Annotated in this window: 17 protein-coding genes, 9 tRNA genes and 1 rRNA gene; 2 read left to right on the plus strand and 25 right to left on the minus strand. The window is 33.5% G+C overall.

Annotated elements, in window-relative coordinates; all coding sequences use genetic code 11:
* Positions 1-9: 9 nt before the first annotated feature.
* The 8 genes from BN3326_RS08430 to BN3326_RS08465 all read right to left on the minus strand — a co-directional run bounded on the left by BN3326_RS08430 (position 10) and on the right by BN3326_RS08465 (position 7,080).
* Positions 10-1,755: a thiamine pyrophosphate-binding protein gene (locus tag BN3326_RS08430; RefSeq protein ID WP_069998735.1), complete on the minus strand. Its 1,746-nt coding sequence runs from the start codon at positions 1,753-1,755 to the stop codon at positions 10-12.
* A gap of 47 nt (positions 1,756-1,802) precedes the next feature.
* Complete coding sequence (gene rfbG, locus BN3326_RS08435) at positions 1,803-2,906, minus strand: CDP-glucose 4,6-dehydratase (RefSeq protein WP_069998736.1); 1,104 nt, start codon at positions 2,904-2,906, stop codon at positions 1,803-1,805.
* Positions 2,888-3,658 (minus strand): glucose-1-phosphate cytidylyltransferase, encoded by a 771-nt coding sequence (gene rfbF / locus BN3326_RS08440; RefSeq protein ID WP_069998737.1) that lies wholly within the window; start codon positions 3,656-3,658, stop codon positions 2,888-2,890. Before rfbF ends, rfbG begins: the two co-directional genes overlap by 19 nt.
* A gap of 240 nt (positions 3,659-3,898) precedes the next feature.
* Positions 3,899-3,970: transfer RNA gene (locus BN3326_RS08445), tRNA-Ala, on the minus strand.
* A 37-nt stretch (positions 3,971-4,007) separates the two neighbouring features.
* A tRNA-Ser gene (locus BN3326_RS08450) sits at positions 4,008-4,095 on the minus strand.
* Between the two features lie 85 nt (positions 4,096-4,180).
* Entirely contained in the window at positions 4,181-5,620 is a 1,440-nt protein-coding gene (locus BN3326_RS08455) for a DEAD/DEAH box helicase (RefSeq protein ID WP_171903799.1), read from the minus strand.
* A gap of 72 nt (positions 5,621-5,692) precedes the next feature.
* Positions 5,693-6,280 carry a pentapeptide repeat-containing protein gene (locus BN3326_RS08460; protein WP_069998739.1) on the minus strand — a complete coding sequence of 196 codons (588 nt, stop codon included), beginning with the start codon at positions 6,278-6,280 and terminating at the stop codon, positions 5,693-5,695.
* Positions 6,281-6,306: 26 nt separating this feature from the next.
* A complete protein-coding gene (locus BN3326_RS08465) occupies positions 6,307-7,080 on the minus strand; it encodes an endonuclease/exonuclease/phosphatase family protein (protein WP_069998740.1) in 774 nt (257 codons plus the stop codon).
* 225 nt (positions 7,081-7,305) lie between these two features.
* Between BN3326_RS08465 and BN3326_RS08470 the strand changes: the two genes are divergently transcribed.
* A complete protein-coding gene (locus BN3326_RS08470; RefSeq protein ID WP_069998741.1) occupies positions 7,306-7,593 on the plus strand; it encodes a hypothetical protein in 288 nt (95 codons plus the stop codon).
* A 108-nt stretch (positions 7,594-7,701) separates the two neighbouring features.
* Positions 7,702-8,124: a hypothetical protein gene (locus BN3326_RS08475; protein ID WP_069998742.1), complete on the plus strand. Its 423-nt coding sequence runs from the start codon at positions 7,702-7,704 to the stop codon at positions 8,122-8,124.
* 106 nt (positions 8,125-8,230) lie between these two features.
* Here the strand turns inward: BN3326_RS08475 and rsmI are convergent, their stop codons facing one another.
* From rsmI to BN3326_RS22220, 17 genes are all read right to left on the minus strand, one after another.
* Positions 8,231-9,076 carry a 16S rRNA (cytidine(1402)-2'-O)-methyltransferase gene (gene rsmI, locus BN3326_RS08480; protein ID WP_069998743.1) on the minus strand — a complete coding sequence of 282 codons (846 nt, stop codon included), beginning with the start codon at positions 9,074-9,076 and terminating at the stop codon, positions 8,231-8,233.
* A complete protein-coding gene (locus tag BN3326_RS08485) occupies positions 9,069-9,842 on the minus strand; it encodes a tRNA1(Val) (adenine(37)-N6)-methyltransferase (RefSeq protein ID WP_069998744.1) in 774 nt (257 codons plus the stop codon). The genes rsmI and BN3326_RS08485 overlap by 8 nt, the downstream gene beginning before the upstream one ends.
* A complete protein-coding gene (locus tag BN3326_RS08490) occupies positions 9,805-10,695 on the minus strand; it encodes a PSP1 domain-containing protein (protein WP_069998745.1) in 891 nt (296 codons plus the stop codon). Before BN3326_RS08490 ends, BN3326_RS08485 begins: the two co-directional genes overlap by 38 nt.
* Complete coding sequence (gene holB / locus BN3326_RS08495; RefSeq protein WP_069998746.1) at positions 10,692-11,681, minus strand: DNA polymerase III subunit delta'; 990 nt, start codon at positions 11,679-11,681, stop codon at positions 10,692-10,694. The genes BN3326_RS08490 and holB overlap by 4 nt, the downstream gene beginning before the upstream one ends.
* A gap of 68 nt (positions 11,682-11,749) precedes the next feature.
* The gene (locus BN3326_RS08500; protein ID WP_069998747.1) at positions 11,750-12,196 is read right to left on the minus strand and encodes a YaaR family protein; all 447 of its coding nucleotides are present in this window, start codon (positions 12,194-12,196) and stop codon (positions 11,750-11,752) included.
* Positions 12,197-12,323: 127 nt separating this feature from the next.
* Complete coding sequence (locus BN3326_RS08505) at positions 12,324-13,007, minus strand: dTMP kinase (protein WP_069998748.1); 684 nt, start codon at positions 13,005-13,007, stop codon at positions 12,324-12,326.
* 75 nt (positions 13,008-13,082) lie between these two features.
* On the minus strand, positions 13,083-14,498 hold the full coding sequence (locus BN3326_RS08510) for an aminotransferase class I/II-fold pyridoxal phosphate-dependent enzyme (RefSeq protein ID WP_069998749.1): 1,416 nt from the start codon (positions 14,496-14,498) through the stop codon (positions 13,083-13,085).
* 130 nt (positions 14,499-14,628) lie between these two features.
* Positions 14,629-14,952 carry a hypothetical protein gene (locus tag BN3326_RS08515; RefSeq protein WP_069998750.1) on the minus strand — a complete coding sequence of 108 codons (324 nt, stop codon included), beginning with the start codon at positions 14,950-14,952 and terminating at the stop codon, positions 14,629-14,631.
* A gap of 134 nt (positions 14,953-15,086) precedes the next feature.
* Entirely contained in the window at positions 15,087-15,554 is a 468-nt protein-coding gene (gene greA / locus BN3326_RS08520) for a transcription elongation factor GreA (protein ID WP_069998751.1), read from the minus strand.
* Positions 15,555-15,710: 156 nt separating this feature from the next.
* Positions 15,711-15,783: transfer RNA gene (locus BN3326_RS08525), tRNA-Lys, on the minus strand.
* 8 nt (positions 15,784-15,791) lie between these two features.
* Positions 15,792-15,864, minus strand: a tRNA-Phe gene (locus BN3326_RS08530).
* A gap of 4 nt (positions 15,865-15,868) precedes the next feature.
* Positions 15,869-15,945: transfer RNA gene (locus BN3326_RS08535), tRNA-Met, on the minus strand.
* Positions 15,946-15,971: 26 nt separating this feature from the next.
* Positions 15,972-16,052: transfer RNA gene (locus BN3326_RS08540), tRNA-Tyr, on the minus strand.
* 5 nt (positions 16,053-16,057) lie between these two features.
* Positions 16,058-16,130: transfer RNA gene (locus BN3326_RS08545), tRNA-Thr, on the minus strand.
* Positions 16,131-16,232: 102 nt separating this feature from the next.
* Positions 16,233-16,305: transfer RNA gene (locus BN3326_RS08550), tRNA-Val, on the minus strand.
* A 47-nt stretch (positions 16,306-16,352) separates the two neighbouring features.
* Positions 16,353-16,426, minus strand: a tRNA-Asp gene (locus BN3326_RS08555).
* A gap of 94 nt (positions 16,427-16,520) precedes the next feature.
* Positions 16,521-16,637, minus strand: a 23S ribosomal RNA gene (locus BN3326_RS22220); the annotation flags it as partial.

Consider the following 16,637-nt stretch of genomic DNA (forward strand, 5'->3'; position numbering starts at 1 on the left):
TACTTAATATCATTTTTCAATACCTATTTCATTATAAGCCGGTTCTATAATCATATTTTCCAAGAATTCCTCACGGCTAAGAAGTGGTTCCTGCTCCTCTATTGGACGATTGAGTGCAAGTTTAGGATAGACATAGGTTTTTTTGGGCAGTACAATTTCTATAACCATAGGTTCGTTATTGTGTAAGATCTCTTCTAATGTATCAAAATCATTACTCTTTTCCAGCCTGGCACTCTTAATACCATACGCATTGGCCAGCTTACAAAAATCCGGCACCTCATAATCCGTAACAGTTGCACAATAACGCCCCTCAAAATACATCTCCTGAAAGTGTCTGATCATCCCTAGGCTCTCATTATTCATAATTATTATCTTAATAGGTATTCGATTTCTCTTAATAAGTGCGAGTTCCTGTATATTCATCTGTATGCCGCCATCACCTGCAAAGGCAAATACACTGCCACAAACACCGCTATAATACGCACCTATGGCACAAGGCAGCGAAAATCCCATAGCCCCCATTCCTCCTGAGGTTAAAAGGCGCTGTCCGTTCTTTAGACATAGTGATTGTGCAGCCCACATCTGATTCTGTCCTACATCTAAACAGATGATATCGCTTGGCCTTAGGCTTTTTGAAATATATGCCATAACATAATTGGGATCTTTGAAATTTTCTTGCAAAAATGTAGGATATTTTCTTTTATATTCTTTAGTTTTTTCTAGCCATTTCCCTCTTGAAATACAAATACGCTCTATGCTTTCGTAAAGTTTTTCAACAAATACACGAAGCTCTGCTTTTATACTAACTTCATCATGCTTAATCTTTTTATCTAATTCACCAGGATCGATATCCACCCTTATAAGCTTTGCACCTCTTGCAAAATTTTCTGGCTTTGTGCCAGTCTGTCTTGTATCAAGCCTTGTTCCTAAGGCAATAATAAGGTCACTATTTGCAATTGTGAAATTAGCACTTCTGTTTCCGTATGCACCAATCATACCAATATAATTTTCATGGTTGTTATCGACTGTGTCTCTTCCCATGAGTGAGCTTACAACTGGTATTTTAAGTTTGCTTACCACTTGATTTAACACCTCAGATGCGTTGGATATTCTCACGCCTCCCCCTACTAGTATTACCGGTCGCTTAGAACTATTAAGATATTGTATGACTGTTTCAAAATCAAAATCCAAGTCATAACAATCCTTTTGCTCAAAGCCATGTAATGTTTCTTCTAAAACATCAGCACACTGAATATTCATAGGAATATCCAGCAGTACGGGACCTTTTCTTCCGACATTTGCAGTATATACAGCCTTTTCTAATTCATATCTTATAGATTGAGGATCTGTTATACGTACAGCATATTTTGTGATGGGCATAGCGATACTTACAATATCGGTTTCCTGAAAGCCCAGCTGCCTTATTGCTAAATCATTTTTATATTCATAGGTATTGACTTGACCTGTTAAATAAAGACAGGGAACAGAATCAAAGTAGGCACTGCCAACACCTGTAATAAGATTGGTTGCCCCTGGCCCACTTGTAGCTACGGCTACTCCTATGCTATTTTTTATGCGTGCATACCCTTCTGCTGCAAAGGCTGCCGCTTGTTCATGATACGTGCTTATAAACTTAATCTGCTTGTATTTATATAGGGAATCGACCAAATGTGTAACGGCTCCACCCTGATAACCAAAAACGTGGGTACAACCGTTTTTAATCAGAAACTCTGCAATATAATCCGATAATTTCATAACCTGCGCCAGCCTTTCTTAATAATTTATAACTTATTTCCTGTATTTTATAGAGAGCCTCTTAAGCAATAATCTGCTATCTGCCTTTCACAAAGGCTAAAAACATCCTCACTCTCATAAGATTTATACCAATGTAGCGTCTGTTCTATTGCCTCGTATAAGGTAAGCTTTGGCCTAAACCCAATAAGTGTCTTAGACTTAGTACAGTCAAGATTTAATAAGCCTGCCTCATGCACAGCTTGAGGGTCTGATATATCCTCCCAGCTTCCATCTCCCCAAAGTTTAATGACCAAACTAACAATTTCACTGACAGGTACAACAGAGTTAAAATCTGGACCAAAATTCCACGCTCCGCTGTATTTATCTGCATCCTGCATCATCTTTGATGCAATAAGCAGATAGCCATATAAAGGTTCTAATACAAACTGCCATGGTCTTACAGCATGGGGCTTTCTAATGGGTATAGCTTTTTTGCTTTTAAGTGCTCTGATACAGTCAGGAATAATCCGGTCTGGCGACCAGTCTCCCCCGCCTATCACATTCCCTGCTCTTACTGATGAAATAGCTTTTTTATATAATGTATTAGTATCTGATAGTATAAAAGATCTTCTGTATGCATGGGTGATGATCTCAGCGCAGCCTTTACTGGCACTATAGGGATCAAAACCGCCTAATGCATCATCTTCACGATATCCCCAAATCTGATCTTTATTTTCATAACACTTATCAGAAGTAATCATTACACCTGCTTTAACATCATCTGACAGCCTTATATTTTCAAGTATATTAGCTGTTCCTATAATATTAGTTTCTAGCGTTTCGATAGGCTTTTTATAAGAAAGAGAAACAATAGGCTGTGCAGCAAGGTGAAAGACAATCTCAGGTTTATAAAACTCAAATACTTCTCGTAGCTTCTTTTTGTTACAAATATCTCCTCGTATATCAATCATTTTATCTTTCATTTTACATAATACAAAATTATCAAGATTCGATGCAGGATCAAGTGCATATCCTATTACTTTGGCACCCATTAAATAAAGCCACACAGAAAGCCACGAGCCTTTAAACCCTGTATGACCTGTTACAAGAACCCGTTTACCATAAAATATACTATTAAAGGATTTTGAAAAATCTACTCCCAAACTTTCCATGCAGCCTCTCCTTTTTTCCACAGTTTATTAACTCTTTCACTATCTTTACAAGTATCAATTGCCGTCCAAAAACCATCATGTTTAAAAATAGATATTTCTGAATCAAGGGCAAGCTTATGAAGCGGCTCTTGTTCAAATGCACAATCGGTATCAGGTATATAGTCAAACACTTTTTTATTTAAAACCATATAGCCTGCATTAATACAGTCTTCTAATACTGGTTTTTCTCTAAAAGCAGTTACTACACCGTTATGTGTTTGAAATACACCAAAAGGTGACGTAGGATTAACTCCGGTAAGCGTTGCAATTTTACCCTTTTGTTTATGAGTTTCATAGAGTTTGAGTATATTTACATTGCTAAGCCCATCCCCGTAAGTCAGCATAAAATCATCCGTATCAATGTATTTCTGAACTTGTTTAATACGCCTGCCGGTTTGTTCTTCCGCCCCAGTATCAATGATTGTAACATTCCATATCTCGTCATTTTTCGTATGAAATTTCACATTAGGGTGTGTCCCTGTAGTAATTGAAATATCATTGTTCAGCCAGCACATTTCAATAAAATATCTTTTGAGCATATCTCCTTTGTATCCTGCACATAATATGAAGTCACGAAAACCGTAATAAGAGTAGGTTTTCATAATATGCCAAATAATCGGTCTTTCACCAATAAGTACCATTGGTTTTGGACGAAATTCAGTCTCTTCACGCATACGAGTGCCTTTTCCACCGCAAAAAATAACTGTCTTCATGGCAACAGCACCAACTTTCTTCTAGAATATTCAATGAATAAAACACTATTAAGTCTTATATACTATATGCTGTCTAAAGCCTACTTGTTAATATTTTCATCTTTTCTAAAAGAAGCATATTTCTTCCAGTTCTTTACTTGCACCGTAAAACCTATCTATTGATTCTTCTATAGTTCAATAAACGCTATTTTTAAGCAAAAAAATAAGAGCCCGCCATCTTTTGGCGAGTCTCTTATTGCGTGGAGACTATGGGATTTGAACCCACAACTTCTACAATGCCATTGTAGCACTCTCCCCTTGAGTTAAGCCCCCATATTGTCTGATGCCTCAGATATAATGAAGTTTTTAACAGAGACGGTGGGATTCGAACCCACGTGCCCATTTCTGGACAAAACGATTTCGAGTCGTTCTCGTTATGACCACTTCGATACGTCTCCTTATTCATAGTACAATGCAGCAAAAATATGATTTCTTTAGAATATTATATTCCCCTGCTGCCTATGAATCAAGTATTTCCTTGTTTTATTGGTTAGCCCTACTCACTCTTCTGAGTCTTCCTTTTATAGGTGTTGTTTGAAGCGTTTTTAATACCATATCCCCTTTATTATTTAATATCTCTACAAAGGTAGAAACGTCTTGTACGTTAATAATGCCAATATCCTCTGCACTCATACCCTGAAGATTGCTAAGAGTCCCTACTATATCTACTGGTCTCATCTTACTTTTCTTACCGGATGCAATATGCAGCTTCATAATCCCTTCACTTAAACTTATACCCTTATCTTGTTTCACCTTTGGCCTTATAGTCATCTTTTCTTCGAACGCGGCTCTTAAACTCCTGACCTGTTCATGATCTGGCAGTTCCTTTCTTGGTATTTTAAATGCTATATAATTTTCTATCTCTAAAAGAAACTTTTCTTCGTAAGGCGTAAGAAATGTAATGGCCTTTCCTTCTTTGCCTGCACGTCCGGTTCTTCCTATTCTATGCACATAACTTTCTTTATTTTGTGGTATATCATAGTTAATAATCAGTTCTATATTCTCTATATCAATTCCTCTTGCTGCAACATCTGTAGCTATAAGATAGCGAAAATAGCCTCGTTTAAAGTCATTCATTACTTTTGAACGGTCTTCTTGCTCCATCCCTCCATGGATCTTCTCACAGGTATAATTAAGTTGTGTCATTCTGTCAAACAGTTCATCTACTGCTTGTTTGGTATTGCAAAAAATAATACAACTTTCTGCATTTTCTACAATAGTAATATCTAGTAAAGCTTCCGGTTTAGCCTCTTGTCTCACTTCATAAAGCGTGTGTTCTATTTTATCCGATATCTTCTCGTCCCTTTGGATCGTTATATATGCAGGATTTTGCATATATTTTTTTGAAAGTTTTTCTATATCTTCTGGTAGGGTAGCTGAAAAAAGCATAGTGATGCGTTTTTTAGGCAATGCACTTATAATGCTTTCTACTTGCTCTATAAATCCCATATTAAGCATTTCATCAGCTTCATCTATTACAAGATAGGATATCCCATCAAGTATAAGTGTTCCTCTTTCTATATGATCTAAAACTCTTCCAGGGGTACCTACTACTACATGCGTTTTTTGTTTTAAGTCTTTTTGTTCTGTTGTAAAAGAGTGTTTCCCATAAACTGTTACTGTTTTCAGTCTCTTAAATCTTCCAATATTAAAAAAATCTTGACCTACCTGCATTGCAAGTTCTCTCGTTGGTGTAAGTACCAATGCTTGAGGTCTATTTTCTTCCCATACTATTTTTTCACAAATTGGAATAGCAAAGGCTGCGCTTTTACCACTTCCGGTTTGTGACTTTACAACGATATCCTTATCTTCAAGTACTGTGGGAATTACAGCTTGTTGAACCTGTGTCGGATTTTTATAATTTAACATAGTAATAGCCTTAAGTAATTCCGTACTTAGTGTATAATCCTTAAATTGATTCATAGTCATACCTCGATCTTATTTATTATTTTTATCTTAATCTATGTAATTTTGAGCCTCGTAAATTTTATAGGCTCATGTTTCCTTAACTATAATACCTAGTAGTTTACTGAACTCTAATGCTTGTAATGGTGTTAGAATAACCCCTCTTAAATTCTCAATTTTTATAGTCACTTCACTTATAATACAAGTAGTGAAGTCTGTCCCTTTAAGTCTAGTTCCTGCTAGATCTGCACGCAGAAGCTCACACATTGTAAACTTAACTTGATTAAACTTACAATTTGAAAAACTGCTATAATTCATTTTACACTCTATAAAACAAACTTCTTTTAAATGACTTGAACTAAATATAGCATACTCACTATTACAGTTATTAAATGTAACTATTTGCATAGATGTATCTGTTAAGTAAGTACCCATCAGCTTACAATCTAAAAATTGCGTATTATGAACAATAGCTTGATCTAAATTAATATTAGATAAATCGCAATGCTCAAATTGTACGTTAATGAATTCTGCTCCGCTTAAATCACAATCTATAAATACAACATTTTTAAATAATACATCCCTAAAAATAACATTTCTAGCTGCCTGATCCTCAATAATCTCATCTAGAAATATACATTCATTAAATTCTTCTTCATCTCTAATGAAATACGCCATCTAAGTTCCCCCCATTACTCCCCCTTCTAAATCTCAACATCTGCAATAACAGGATAATGATCAGAAGGATATTTACCCTCTTTATTATACCTTAAAATCTCTACATCATTAATAGTAAACTCCTCAGATACAAATATATAATCTATATGCATGCCCTTTTGATTCCCTTTAAACATACCCATTGTTGTTTTTTTATAAAGATTCTTATCAGTTTCTTGTACAGCAATAAACTTTTTATTCATATAGCTGCCTCTTGAAAACTCTTGTATCACTTTACTATTAGGTGTCGCATTAAAATCTCCCATTAATATACAAGGTAGCTTTTCTTTAGCATGGTGTTTTTCAATAAATTCTCCGATCTTTTTTAAACCATATTCTCTTGCATGAGGCAATAAAACGTCTAAATGTGTATTATACACCCGCACCTTTAACTTACTCTCACACTGTACAATAGCAGTAGTACAGATCCGTGGAAATAATGAATACCATATAGTACTCCCTGCTTTTTTAGGTGTTTTTGAAAGCCAGAAAGTTTCATGTTCGACGATGGAATGTTTTTTTGATATAAGTAAACTATTTTTCTCTGCGAATAACTTTCTTGTTCTTCCCATACCTATTATTTCATAATCCTGTACATTTTCTTCAATATCCTTATGCATGCTGTTAGATACTTCCTGCATACCTAATATGTCACAAGGGTATTCTTCAAGTAAGTCATAAACAATGTCTTCTCTATCTTGCCATCTATTTTTCATATCTAATATATTATCTGATCTCACGTTAAAAGTCATTATCTTCATTGTATTATCTCCCGTTTAAGTATAGATATTAAAATGCTTTTTATAATCCTAAATAGTATTCCCATAATATATTTTAAAAACAACTTTCTATATTGAATATTTATTTGTTTTTTGGTTATACTTTTATATTACTGTAGCATATTGGTGATATTTCCTGAATATCTATAATAATAGGGATTCCCCCCTCATATATCATTTACCTTTAAAAGGAGGCAATATATAGTTATGAATAAAAAACAAGAACTATTAGACTTTCTACAAGCAGAGTTATTTAATCCTATAATTGACTCTCCTTATATATCTCCTGAGATTAAATATGATTTTTTAACTATATTGGATACCTTAAAGAATTTTTCTGCCGAGGGCATTTTATCATACTTTTGGAATATGATGGCTAATGATGAAGTTCAAATGATTTTTTCTAATCGTTTGATGGAAGAAGGCTTTTATAACTATCCTGAATTAGTAGATACTTTTAAGAGTCATTTTACTTATGAATGGTTATTATCTTAATCATTCTAAATCTAATTAATACTATCTTTAATTGATACTTTAGGTATATTTAAGTATAATAAGATTATTGAATCTTACAAATGCAAATGACAAGGAGTTTACTACTTTATGAGAAAATACTGCGCGTTATCAAATATACCCTCAAATACTTTAAAAGAAACTTTTACCTACCTATTTAATATATGTGATAAAGTAAATATCTATTTCCCTAATGAGGCCTCTTTAGAAATAATGAATTTTAAAGATACATTCTTAAAAGCTGCTCATATTGCTAATCTTTCTAATGAATTATTATCTACTGAAGATGCTTTAGAAGAAAAAGAAGGTTATGCAATGATTATTGCTTCACTAACAGATGAAATTAAAGAACTTATACTTAATATTAATGCTCATTTCAGCTTAAGTCTTGGTCTTATAAATGGAGATAAGGTAATATTTTATATTGGTGATGCAGGGGAATGTATTATAGAGGATGCTGAGGACTCTGATATTTTTTCTTCTCCACTTTTTAATACTTTTAAAACAATCTAACAAGAAGCAACCAAAAAACTTTTCTATTTACAAAATAAAACAGTAGGCTTGATGCCTACTGTTTTATTTTGAGCAGAAATTATTTAAAATAAAGAGCTCATGGCTATTAACCATGTAAAAGTGCATAGATCTCTCTTTTACCTACGCCCCGATCTTTTGCTATTTGCTTCATAGCACTTTTCTCGTCCATACCTTTATCTAAATATATCTTCATATGTTCTTCAATAGAAAGGCTTGTCCATTCTTTTTGGATCTCAGCCTGAAGTTCTTTGATATCTCTTCCTGCTATAATAAGTACATACTCTCCTCTTGGATCTTCCAAAGTATATTTTTGAGTAGCATCTTTAAGGGTTGTTTTAAGTACCATTTCATATTTTTTAGTCAGCTCTTTAGTAACTGTAATACTTCTGTCTCCTAAAGTTTCATATAAACTCTCCAGCGTTTTTAGTAAACGATGAGGCGCTTCATATAGTATTATCGTTCTCGTTTCGTCTTTAAGCGCCGTAAGCACCTGTGCTTTTTCTTTTTTAGAAGAGGGTAAAAAACCTTCAAATACAAATCTTCTAGTAGATTGTCCTGATATAATAAGAGCTGTTATGCCAGCTACTGCTCCTGGAGCCGAAGTTACATTGATCCCTTCTTCTAAAGCAAGTTTAACTAAATCCTCTCCCGGGTCCGAAATGCCTGGTGTGCCTGCATCCGTAACAAGTACTATGTTTTTGCCCTCTTTGAGACGTTCTATAATTTGCTTACCTTTTTCTATTTTATTATGCTCATGATAACTTATTAAAGATGTATTTATCTCAAAATGATTTAATAGCTGTTTTGTATGTCTTGTATCTTCTGCTGCAATAAAATCAGCTTCTTTTAGTAACCTGATCGCTCTATAAGTAATATCTTCTAAATTACCTATAGGAGTTGCACATAAGGTAAGTATGCCATAACTACTCATAACTTTGCTCCTTTATCTTGCCATAAATGTCATAGATCTCATCTGTATAAACACCCTGCTCATTATAAACCATAAGCGGAGGTTCTACCCTAAGTTCAGGGCCCCCATTTCTAACAGCTTCTATCAACACCATTGTAGGCGCTTTACCTGGTTTAGGATGTACAAACCGCATTCTTTTAGGTTCAAGTTTATAATTTCTCATATGACTCATGATATCAATTAGCCTATGGGGCCTATGTATCATATAAAGCTTGCCTCTGTTTTTTAACATGAAGCTGCTTGCAACAATAATATCTTCGAGCGTACATGAGACTTCATGCCTTGCCATTCGAATAGACGGATGCTCATTTTTAAGACCTGCTTCTCCCTTCATATAGGGAGGATTAGTTGTGATAATATCAAATTGTTCCCATTTAAAGTTATCTTTATATTGCTTGATATCAATATTTAAGAACTTAACACTCTCTTCAATCTGATTAAGTTTTGAAGACCTATTTGCCATTTCAACCATATCTGGCTGAATATCTATACCAATATAACTTCCTTTTTGGTAAGCTGCATGCATTAATATCGGAATAATTCCTGTACCTGTACCTATATCTAATATTTTTTGAGACGCTTTTGTTACCTTGGCAAAGTGCGCCAAAAGTATAGCATCAATCCCGAAGCAAAATACTTCGGGATTTTGTATAATTTTATATCCATTTCTCTCTAAGTCATCTATTCTCTCATTCGAGCGAGCTAAAGTCAAATCCTTCAAATTCATTCTCAACATGTCCTTCGCAGCATTTTTTCTTCCTATTAACAATCTTTATATCTTTACTTGAGAAAATAATTGCTTCTTTTTCCTCTTTATCTTTATCTTTTTTCTTAACAGCTACTTTTATTTGCTCTCTTAAGAGATTTACAGATAGGACTTCACCTTTGCCCTCTGGCGTAATAACCATGTCTCCGACTTCAGGTAACCTGCCTCTTATCTCTACATAACAATCTTGTTCATATTTTAAGCAGCACATAAGTCTGCCGCATATGCCTGATATTTTAATAGGATTAAGTGATAAGCTTTGTTCTTTTGCCATCTTAATAGACACTGGCTGAAAATCACCTAAAAATGTATTACAACAAAGTCCACGGCCACAAATCCCCATGCCTCCGCACATTTTCGTTTCATCTCTTACACCTATCTGTCTAAGCTCTATGCGGGTTTTAAAGATAGATGCAAGCTCTTTTACCAGTTCTCTAAAATCTACTCTTTCATAAGAGGTAAAGTAAAATAGTACCTTATTATTATCAAAAGTATACTCGACATCTATAAGCTTCATATCTAGACCATGTTTAATAATTTTTTCCTTACATATACTAAAAGCTTCTTTTTCTTTAGCCTTGTTTTGCTGATATTTTTCATCATCTTCACTTGTAGCGAGTCTGATAACTTTTTTAAGTGGCTGTATAACTTCTTCTGTCTTAACTTCTCTATTTGAAATAACAACTTCTCCATATTCAACGCCTCTGGCAGTTTCAACTATAACATGCTGTCCTTGCTCGTAGGCTGCGTCTTCTGGGTCAAAATAATATATCTTGCCCGCACGCCTAAACCTTATACCTATTACGGTTATCATTTTTTTCTCTCCTTCAGCTTCAGTAATAAGTTCTCTATTACAAATGTATTATATATATTTTGCTTAATATCTAATAATGCTGTCTTAATATTATCAATATTATTACTCACTTTATTATACGTTAATTTATACGCCATGTCCAACAAGTGTTTTTCTTGATCAATATAATATAAATCACTTGTCCCTGTTTTTTTCACTACCGCAATATCTCTATACCATAGGAGCCAAAATTCTAAGATACGTTCTATCAGATCTTTTTGATCTGTTAATTCTTTTACTAGATCATATACGCCTATTAGGTCCGCTTTATCAAGCCTCTCTAGATAAAAAATACTTTGTTTTCTTAATTCTAAATATTGATCATCCTCTAATATGTCATTAATGACTCCAATACTTCCATGCGATAGCTTAGAAAGCAGTTCTCTCCTAGTTCCTTGTATATTTTTAAGATTTAGATAGGCTGCTAAGTCTTCTCTATTTAGAGGATTAAATCTAATAGTGATACATCTTGATTTAATAGTCGGCAAGAGTTTTGCAGTGTTTTCACACACAAGTATAATAATGCCATATTTAGGGGGCTCCTCTATTGTTTTTAACATAGCATTTTGCCCTTCTATAGTAATTGAATCCGCAGCTTTTACAATAACTATTTTATATTTAGAATGATAGGGCTTTGTATCCATTTCTCTTATAATATTATGTCTTATATTTTCTATTTTAGTAACCTTGGTATCTTTTTCTATAGTAATTACATCTGGATGGGTATTCGCTTGTATCATATGACATGAAGGACATGTACCACATGGGATATTCTCTTTCTTATTTTCACATAAAATATACTTTGTAAGCTCCATTGCAAAAGTATTTTTGCCTACCCCATAAGGACCTTCAAATATATAGCTATGTGATAATTTGTTTTTATCAAGCGTTTTTAGAAAATATGCCTTTGCATCTTCATTGCCTATAATATTTTTAAATTCTTCCATTTTATCTCCTTGCCCCCAAGATGAAACTTCCTATTTCATAACAAAAATGTTCGTGTATTCACGAACATCTAAGTAACAATATCTAGAAGTAATCCTTGTATTTCTCCAACTCTATCTAATAGATCTATTTGATTTTTTTCTGAGCTTATAAGCTCCTTCGCAAGAGCATCCAGCTTTTCATTAATCACTCTAACAATACCATAAACTCTATGTCTGCCTCTTTTATCTAAGAAATTATCTCTTGAAAACTTATGAGAGTTTACAACTACCTCATTAATAAAGTTTGATATCATACTTCTATATGTCTTTAAATCTCTGATATCCATATGCTCAGATAATTTATTGCCTTGAGCTGTAATGCCTTCTATCATTTCTTTTATTTTATCATGAAGATCAGATTCTTCAATTTGACTAAGCAGCGTAAACTTAAATCCTTTATCTACCTTAATATCTTGGGAACCAGGCAATTCTCTTAAAGTAGGCATTTGTATATTATTTACTTGTATATTCGCCATAAAAATCCCCCAATTATACTATGTTTATTATTATTTACCATATCCGTATATCTTTAAACCATTTAAGACCATTATCTTTATTTTAAAGTAATCTGGTACTTATTGCAAGAAAGAGTATATGACTATATTATCCATTTAGAGCACGTAACACATGTTTATAAATTTCTTCATGTATTGCATCTATACTTCTAAGTTTATCAGATGCTGTACAAGGTACTGTTATCCAATTATACTTATTAGCCACCTCTAAGGCATTATTATATGAACTTTTAAGATAGTCTATATCACTTTCATGAATATCTTTTTCCTTAGTTCCTGTAAACTTATTTTTTCTATTATTCATCAACTCTATACTATATGAAACAGGCATATCTAAAAATACTACACAATCTGGTATAGGCAGTTTATATAAACTAAATTCATATCCCCATAACCATTCTAAAAAAGTATTTCTTTCTTTTTCATCTTGTAATTTACAGGCTTGATGAACCATATTAGACGTAGTATATCTATCTGCAATAACTATCCCACCCTCTTCATAAAATGCTTCCCATTCTGTTTTATAAGAAGCATATCTATCTGCTGCAAAAAATGTAGATGCAATATACGGATCTACATCATTTGCATTCTTTCCAAATTTACCGCTTAAATACATTTTTACAAGAGCAGCTGAATCTGAATTATAATTAGGATACTCCACTTTTTTTATACAGTATCCATCCCTAAGAAGCCTTTCATATAATTTTTTTGTCTGTGTAGCCTTGCCACTGGCATCTGAGCCACTTTCGATTGTAATAACTTTTCCTGCCATTTTATCCTCCACAAGTCATGCCTATCTTTCTGTTTCTTAATTTAGTTATTTTAATTATAGCATAATTTATCTGATTTAATTTGATTTAGTTGATTTAACAACTTGTACTAAAATATTTTTATCTATCAACCTAATACCTTGGAGTTTTTCTTTAAATGCATAAACGAGTTTAATATGTTCTCTCATTAATACTTCTCCAATACAAACCATAGGAACGCCAGGTGGGTAAAGCATAATAGCTTTGGTAATAATCTTCCCCTCACACTGATCAATAATCATCCATTCTTTATCTGCATAATAAACTTTTCTTAAACTTATACCTTCTGCTATATCTTGCATAAAAAAGGAATCTTCTATCAATTTATTATTACAATGATTAATACTATTATCAATAGCTCTAAGTGCCTTTTCTACTCTTTGTAGTGTTATTTTATTATCTGCCATTGTAGTTATTAAAATGATATAAGTACTCAGGGCTGCTTCTACCGTAATATTATACGCATCATTTAATATTTCAGCTAGTTTATAGCCATCTATATTTGTATAAGCCGTAGAAATAACTATTTTGCTGATATCATATTGTTTATTAGGCAGTTCTATAAGTTTTAGATATTTTAATGCTTTTAAATTATTTCTCACCTCTATAAGGCTATCGATATAATGCCGTCTTATCTCATCTTTATTATCTAAAATATAGCATCGTATATAATCCATAAGACCCATCATCATATAAGATGGACTGCTTGTTTGGATCATTCTTAGTGCTGATAATATATCACTATATGGCACTCTCTCGGAGCATATATGAAGCAGTGCACTTTGAGTAAGCGCTGGTAATGTTTTATGCATACTGTTTATAACTATATCGGCTTCTTGATGTATACTGCTTAGCGGAAAATCCTCACCTATCACAAAATGAGCACCGTGCGCTTCATCAACTATAAGTATTTTTTCGTATTCATGAACTACATCCGCTACTGCTTGAACATCAGATACAATGCCTTCGTATGTAGGACTTACTATGATAACGCCTTTTGCATCTGGATAGGTCTCTAAAGCTGTTCTAATATCCTGAGGCGTTATTTCTCCTAACAAATGACTCTCTTGTAAATATTGAGGGTTTATATAAATAGGAATAGCACCTGATAAAATTAAAGCACTTTCTACACTATGATGACAATTTCTAGCTACAATTATTTTTTCATTATCCTTACATAAGGCTATAATACTAGCAAGTACTCCTGCTGTAGCCCCATTAGTAAGAAATATTGTATTTTGAGCACCATAAAAATCTGCCATAAGTTCCATAGCTTGTTTTATAATACCATCAGCCTCATACAGATTATCCATTCCTACAACTTCAGTATTATCTAATAGTGATAAATTAATTTTATGGATATCTGCTATTGTTCCAAATTTATGACCTGGCATATGAAAAGATAATTTAGTAGCACTAAAATCTATAAGTTTATTATATAAAGGTGAAATCACCTTATCACTCTTTTCTTTAATAAATTCTATTTTGTATACTCTAAGTGTACAAGATTAAACTATCTAATTCAAATGGTTTTCTAAACTAAAAAAAAGGTCGAAATATTCAACCTTTTAAAATTTTATATTATTACACGTGTTCTGAATCTATTTCAGATGACACTATAATCTGCTTAGCTGTATTATAAAACGCGTTTGTAAGTTCTGCTTCATTTTGAGTATGGTATTCACATAGTCTATTAAATTCTCGCTCTAGTCTTTCTTTACTTTCTTCATATAAACTTTTAGTAATACATTCTCTACTATATTCTTTAATAATATCAGAATATCTATCAGGGTTTGCCTTAAAATCCTGAATATTAATTGATCTACTCTGTAAGAAATTGTAAATTTTATCTGCTTCTCTTGCCTCATGCTTAGCTCTTTTAAGTATATTGTATTCTATATGCTGCATGTACTTTATCACTCCTTTCATATTCCTATCTATTATATTCATACTATTTTCTACTTATTCTCTTTAGTTTTCATCATTTTATCTAAAATAATACATCAATAAAAAAAAGTAGGATAATCTCCTACTTATAAATGTTAATTAATTAATATTTTCTCTATGCGTATTGTATAATTACCATCTGGAGAATCTACTATTACTTCATCTCCTACTTTTTTCTTATAAATTGCTTTACCAAGAGGGGATTCTATACTTATTTTATTGTTAATAGCATCAGTTTCTACAGTTGTAACAATCATATAATCAACAGTAAATTGATCTTCCATAAATTGAACTGTTACAATTTTACCTAATCCAACTTCTTCAGGACGTGCCGTATCCGTAATAATTTTACCTGTTTTTATCATTCTTTCAAGATAGCGTATTCTTCCTTCATTTTTGCCACGTTCTCTTTTTGCAGCTTTATACTCATAGTTTTCACTTAAATCTCCATGAGCTCTTGCTTCTTTAATATCTTCATTAATTTCCTTACGTGTAACTACTTTACGATATTCAATTTCTTCTTTTAATTTTTTTACATCTTGTTCTGTAAGAAAATTATTCATTATTCTTCACTCCCACTTTACTTATAGTTAATTATATTCTAATATTTTTAAATATATTTTATTTAATATTATGATAAATTTAAAATTTTTTAAACAATTAAGTTAAAAAAATATCCTACAACCAATGTTTTCATTAGTCATAGGATATTTTGTTAATGAGCCACCCGGGATTCGAACCCGGGACCACTTGATTAAAAGTCAAGTGCTCTACCAACTGAGCTAGTGACCCATAATAAATGCCCAGAGCCGGAATCGAACCAGCGACACGAGGATTTTCAGTCCTCTGCTCTACCGACTGAGCTATCTGGGCATAATGGTTGCGGAGGCAGGATTTGAACCTACGACCTTCGGGTTATGAGCCCGACGAGCTACCTAGCTGCTCCACTCCGCGTTATTAAGTTACACAAATTAAAATGATGGAGGGAGAAGGATTCGAACCTTCGAAACTATCGTAACAGATTTACAGTCTGCCCCCTTTGGCCACTCGGGAATCCCTCCATATAAGCCGACGATCGGACTCGAACCGATAACCTGCTGATTACAAGTCAGCTGCTCTGCCAATTGAGCCACGTCGGCATATTAAATTAGACAAGTTTGCCTTGGTGGCTCACTTGGCAGAGTACCTCTGCCTCTCAGACCAAAGTACGGTCTTCGTATGAATTGAGCCACGTCGGCATATGGTCGCTATAGGGCTCGAACCTATGACCCTCTGCTTGTAAGGCAGATGCTCTCCCAGCTGAGCTAAGCGACCACATTTACAGTGAATAGACCTAATATTTAATATTATTTATTCACTAACGACCCAGAAGGGACTCGAACCCTCGACCTCCGCCGTGACAGGGCGGCGTGCTAACCAACTGTACCACTGGGCCAAACACTTAAGAAAGCATTATACTTTCAAAACTAAACATAATCATTTTATTTTTCATTTAACCGTTTTAAGTGATTTATTGTCACTTGTTTTTTTAGGTCAAACCCTCGAACCGTTAGTATTGGTCACCTACATGTATTACTACACTTACAGCTCCAACCTATCAACCTCATAGTCTCTAAGGGGTCTTACTCCATTTCTGGATGGGAAGT

Origin of the sequence: Cellulosilyticum sp. I15G10I2, assembly GCF_900095725.1 — a bacterium.
Taxonomy (GTDB): Bacteria; Bacillota; Clostridia; order Lachnospirales; family Cellulosilyticaceae; genus FMMP01.

Bases quoted from the DNA above. Each gene is read 5' to 3' on its own strand.
- BN3326_RS08430 (WP_069998735.1), bottom strand. From the start codon at position 1,755: ATGAAATTATCGGATTATATTGCAGAGTTTCTGATTAAAAACGGTTGT.
- rfbG (WP_069998736.1), bottom strand. From the start codon at position 2,906: ATGGAAAGTTTGGGAGTAGATTTTTCAAAATCCTTTAATAGTATATTT.
- rfbF (WP_069998737.1), bottom strand. From the start codon at position 3,658: ATGAAGACAGTTATTTTTTGCGGTGGAAAAGGCACTCGTATGCGTGAA.
- BN3326_RS08455 (WP_171903799.1), bottom strand. From the start codon at position 5,620: ATGAATCAATTTAAGGATTATACACTAAGTACGGAATTACTTAAGGCT.
- BN3326_RS08460 (WP_069998739.1), bottom strand. From the start codon at position 6,280: ATGGCGTATTTCATTAGAGATGAAGAAGAATTTAATGAATGTATATTT.
- BN3326_RS08465 (WP_069998740.1), bottom strand. From the start codon at position 7,080: ATGAAGATAATGACTTTTAACGTGAGATCAGATAATATATTAGATATG.
- BN3326_RS08470 (WP_069998741.1), top strand. From the start codon at position 7,306: ATGAATAAAAAACAAGAACTATTAGACTTTCTACAAGCAGAGTTATTT.
- BN3326_RS08475 (WP_069998742.1), top strand. From the start codon at position 7,702: ATGAGAAAATACTGCGCGTTATCAAATATACCCTCAAATACTTTAAAA.
- rsmI (WP_069998743.1), bottom strand. From the start codon at position 9,076: ATGAGTAGTTATGGCATACTTACCTTATGTGCAACTCCTATAGGTAAT.
- BN3326_RS08485 (WP_069998744.1), bottom strand. From the start codon at position 9,842: ATGAATTTGAAGGATTTGACTTTAGCTCGCTCGAATGAGAGAATAGAT.
- BN3326_RS08490 (WP_069998745.1), bottom strand. From the start codon at position 10,695: ATGATAACCGTAATAGGTATAAGGTTTAGGCGTGCGGGCAAGATATAT.
- holB (WP_069998746.1), bottom strand. From the start codon at position 11,681: ATGGAAGAATTTAAAAATATTATAGGCAATGAAGATGCAAAGGCATAT.
- BN3326_RS08500 (WP_069998747.1), bottom strand. From the start codon at position 12,196: ATGGCGAATATACAAGTAAATAATATACAAATGCCTACTTTAAGAGAA.
- BN3326_RS08505 (WP_069998748.1), bottom strand. From the start codon at position 13,007: ATGGCAGGAAAAGTTATTACAATCGAAAGTGGCTCAGATGCCAGTGGC.
- BN3326_RS08515 (WP_069998750.1), bottom strand. From the start codon at position 14,952: ATGCAGCATATAGAATACAATATACTTAAAAGAGCTAAGCATGAGGCA.
- greA (WP_069998751.1), bottom strand. From the start codon at position 15,554: ATGAATAATTTTCTTACAGAACAAGATGTAAAAAAATTAAAAGAAGAA.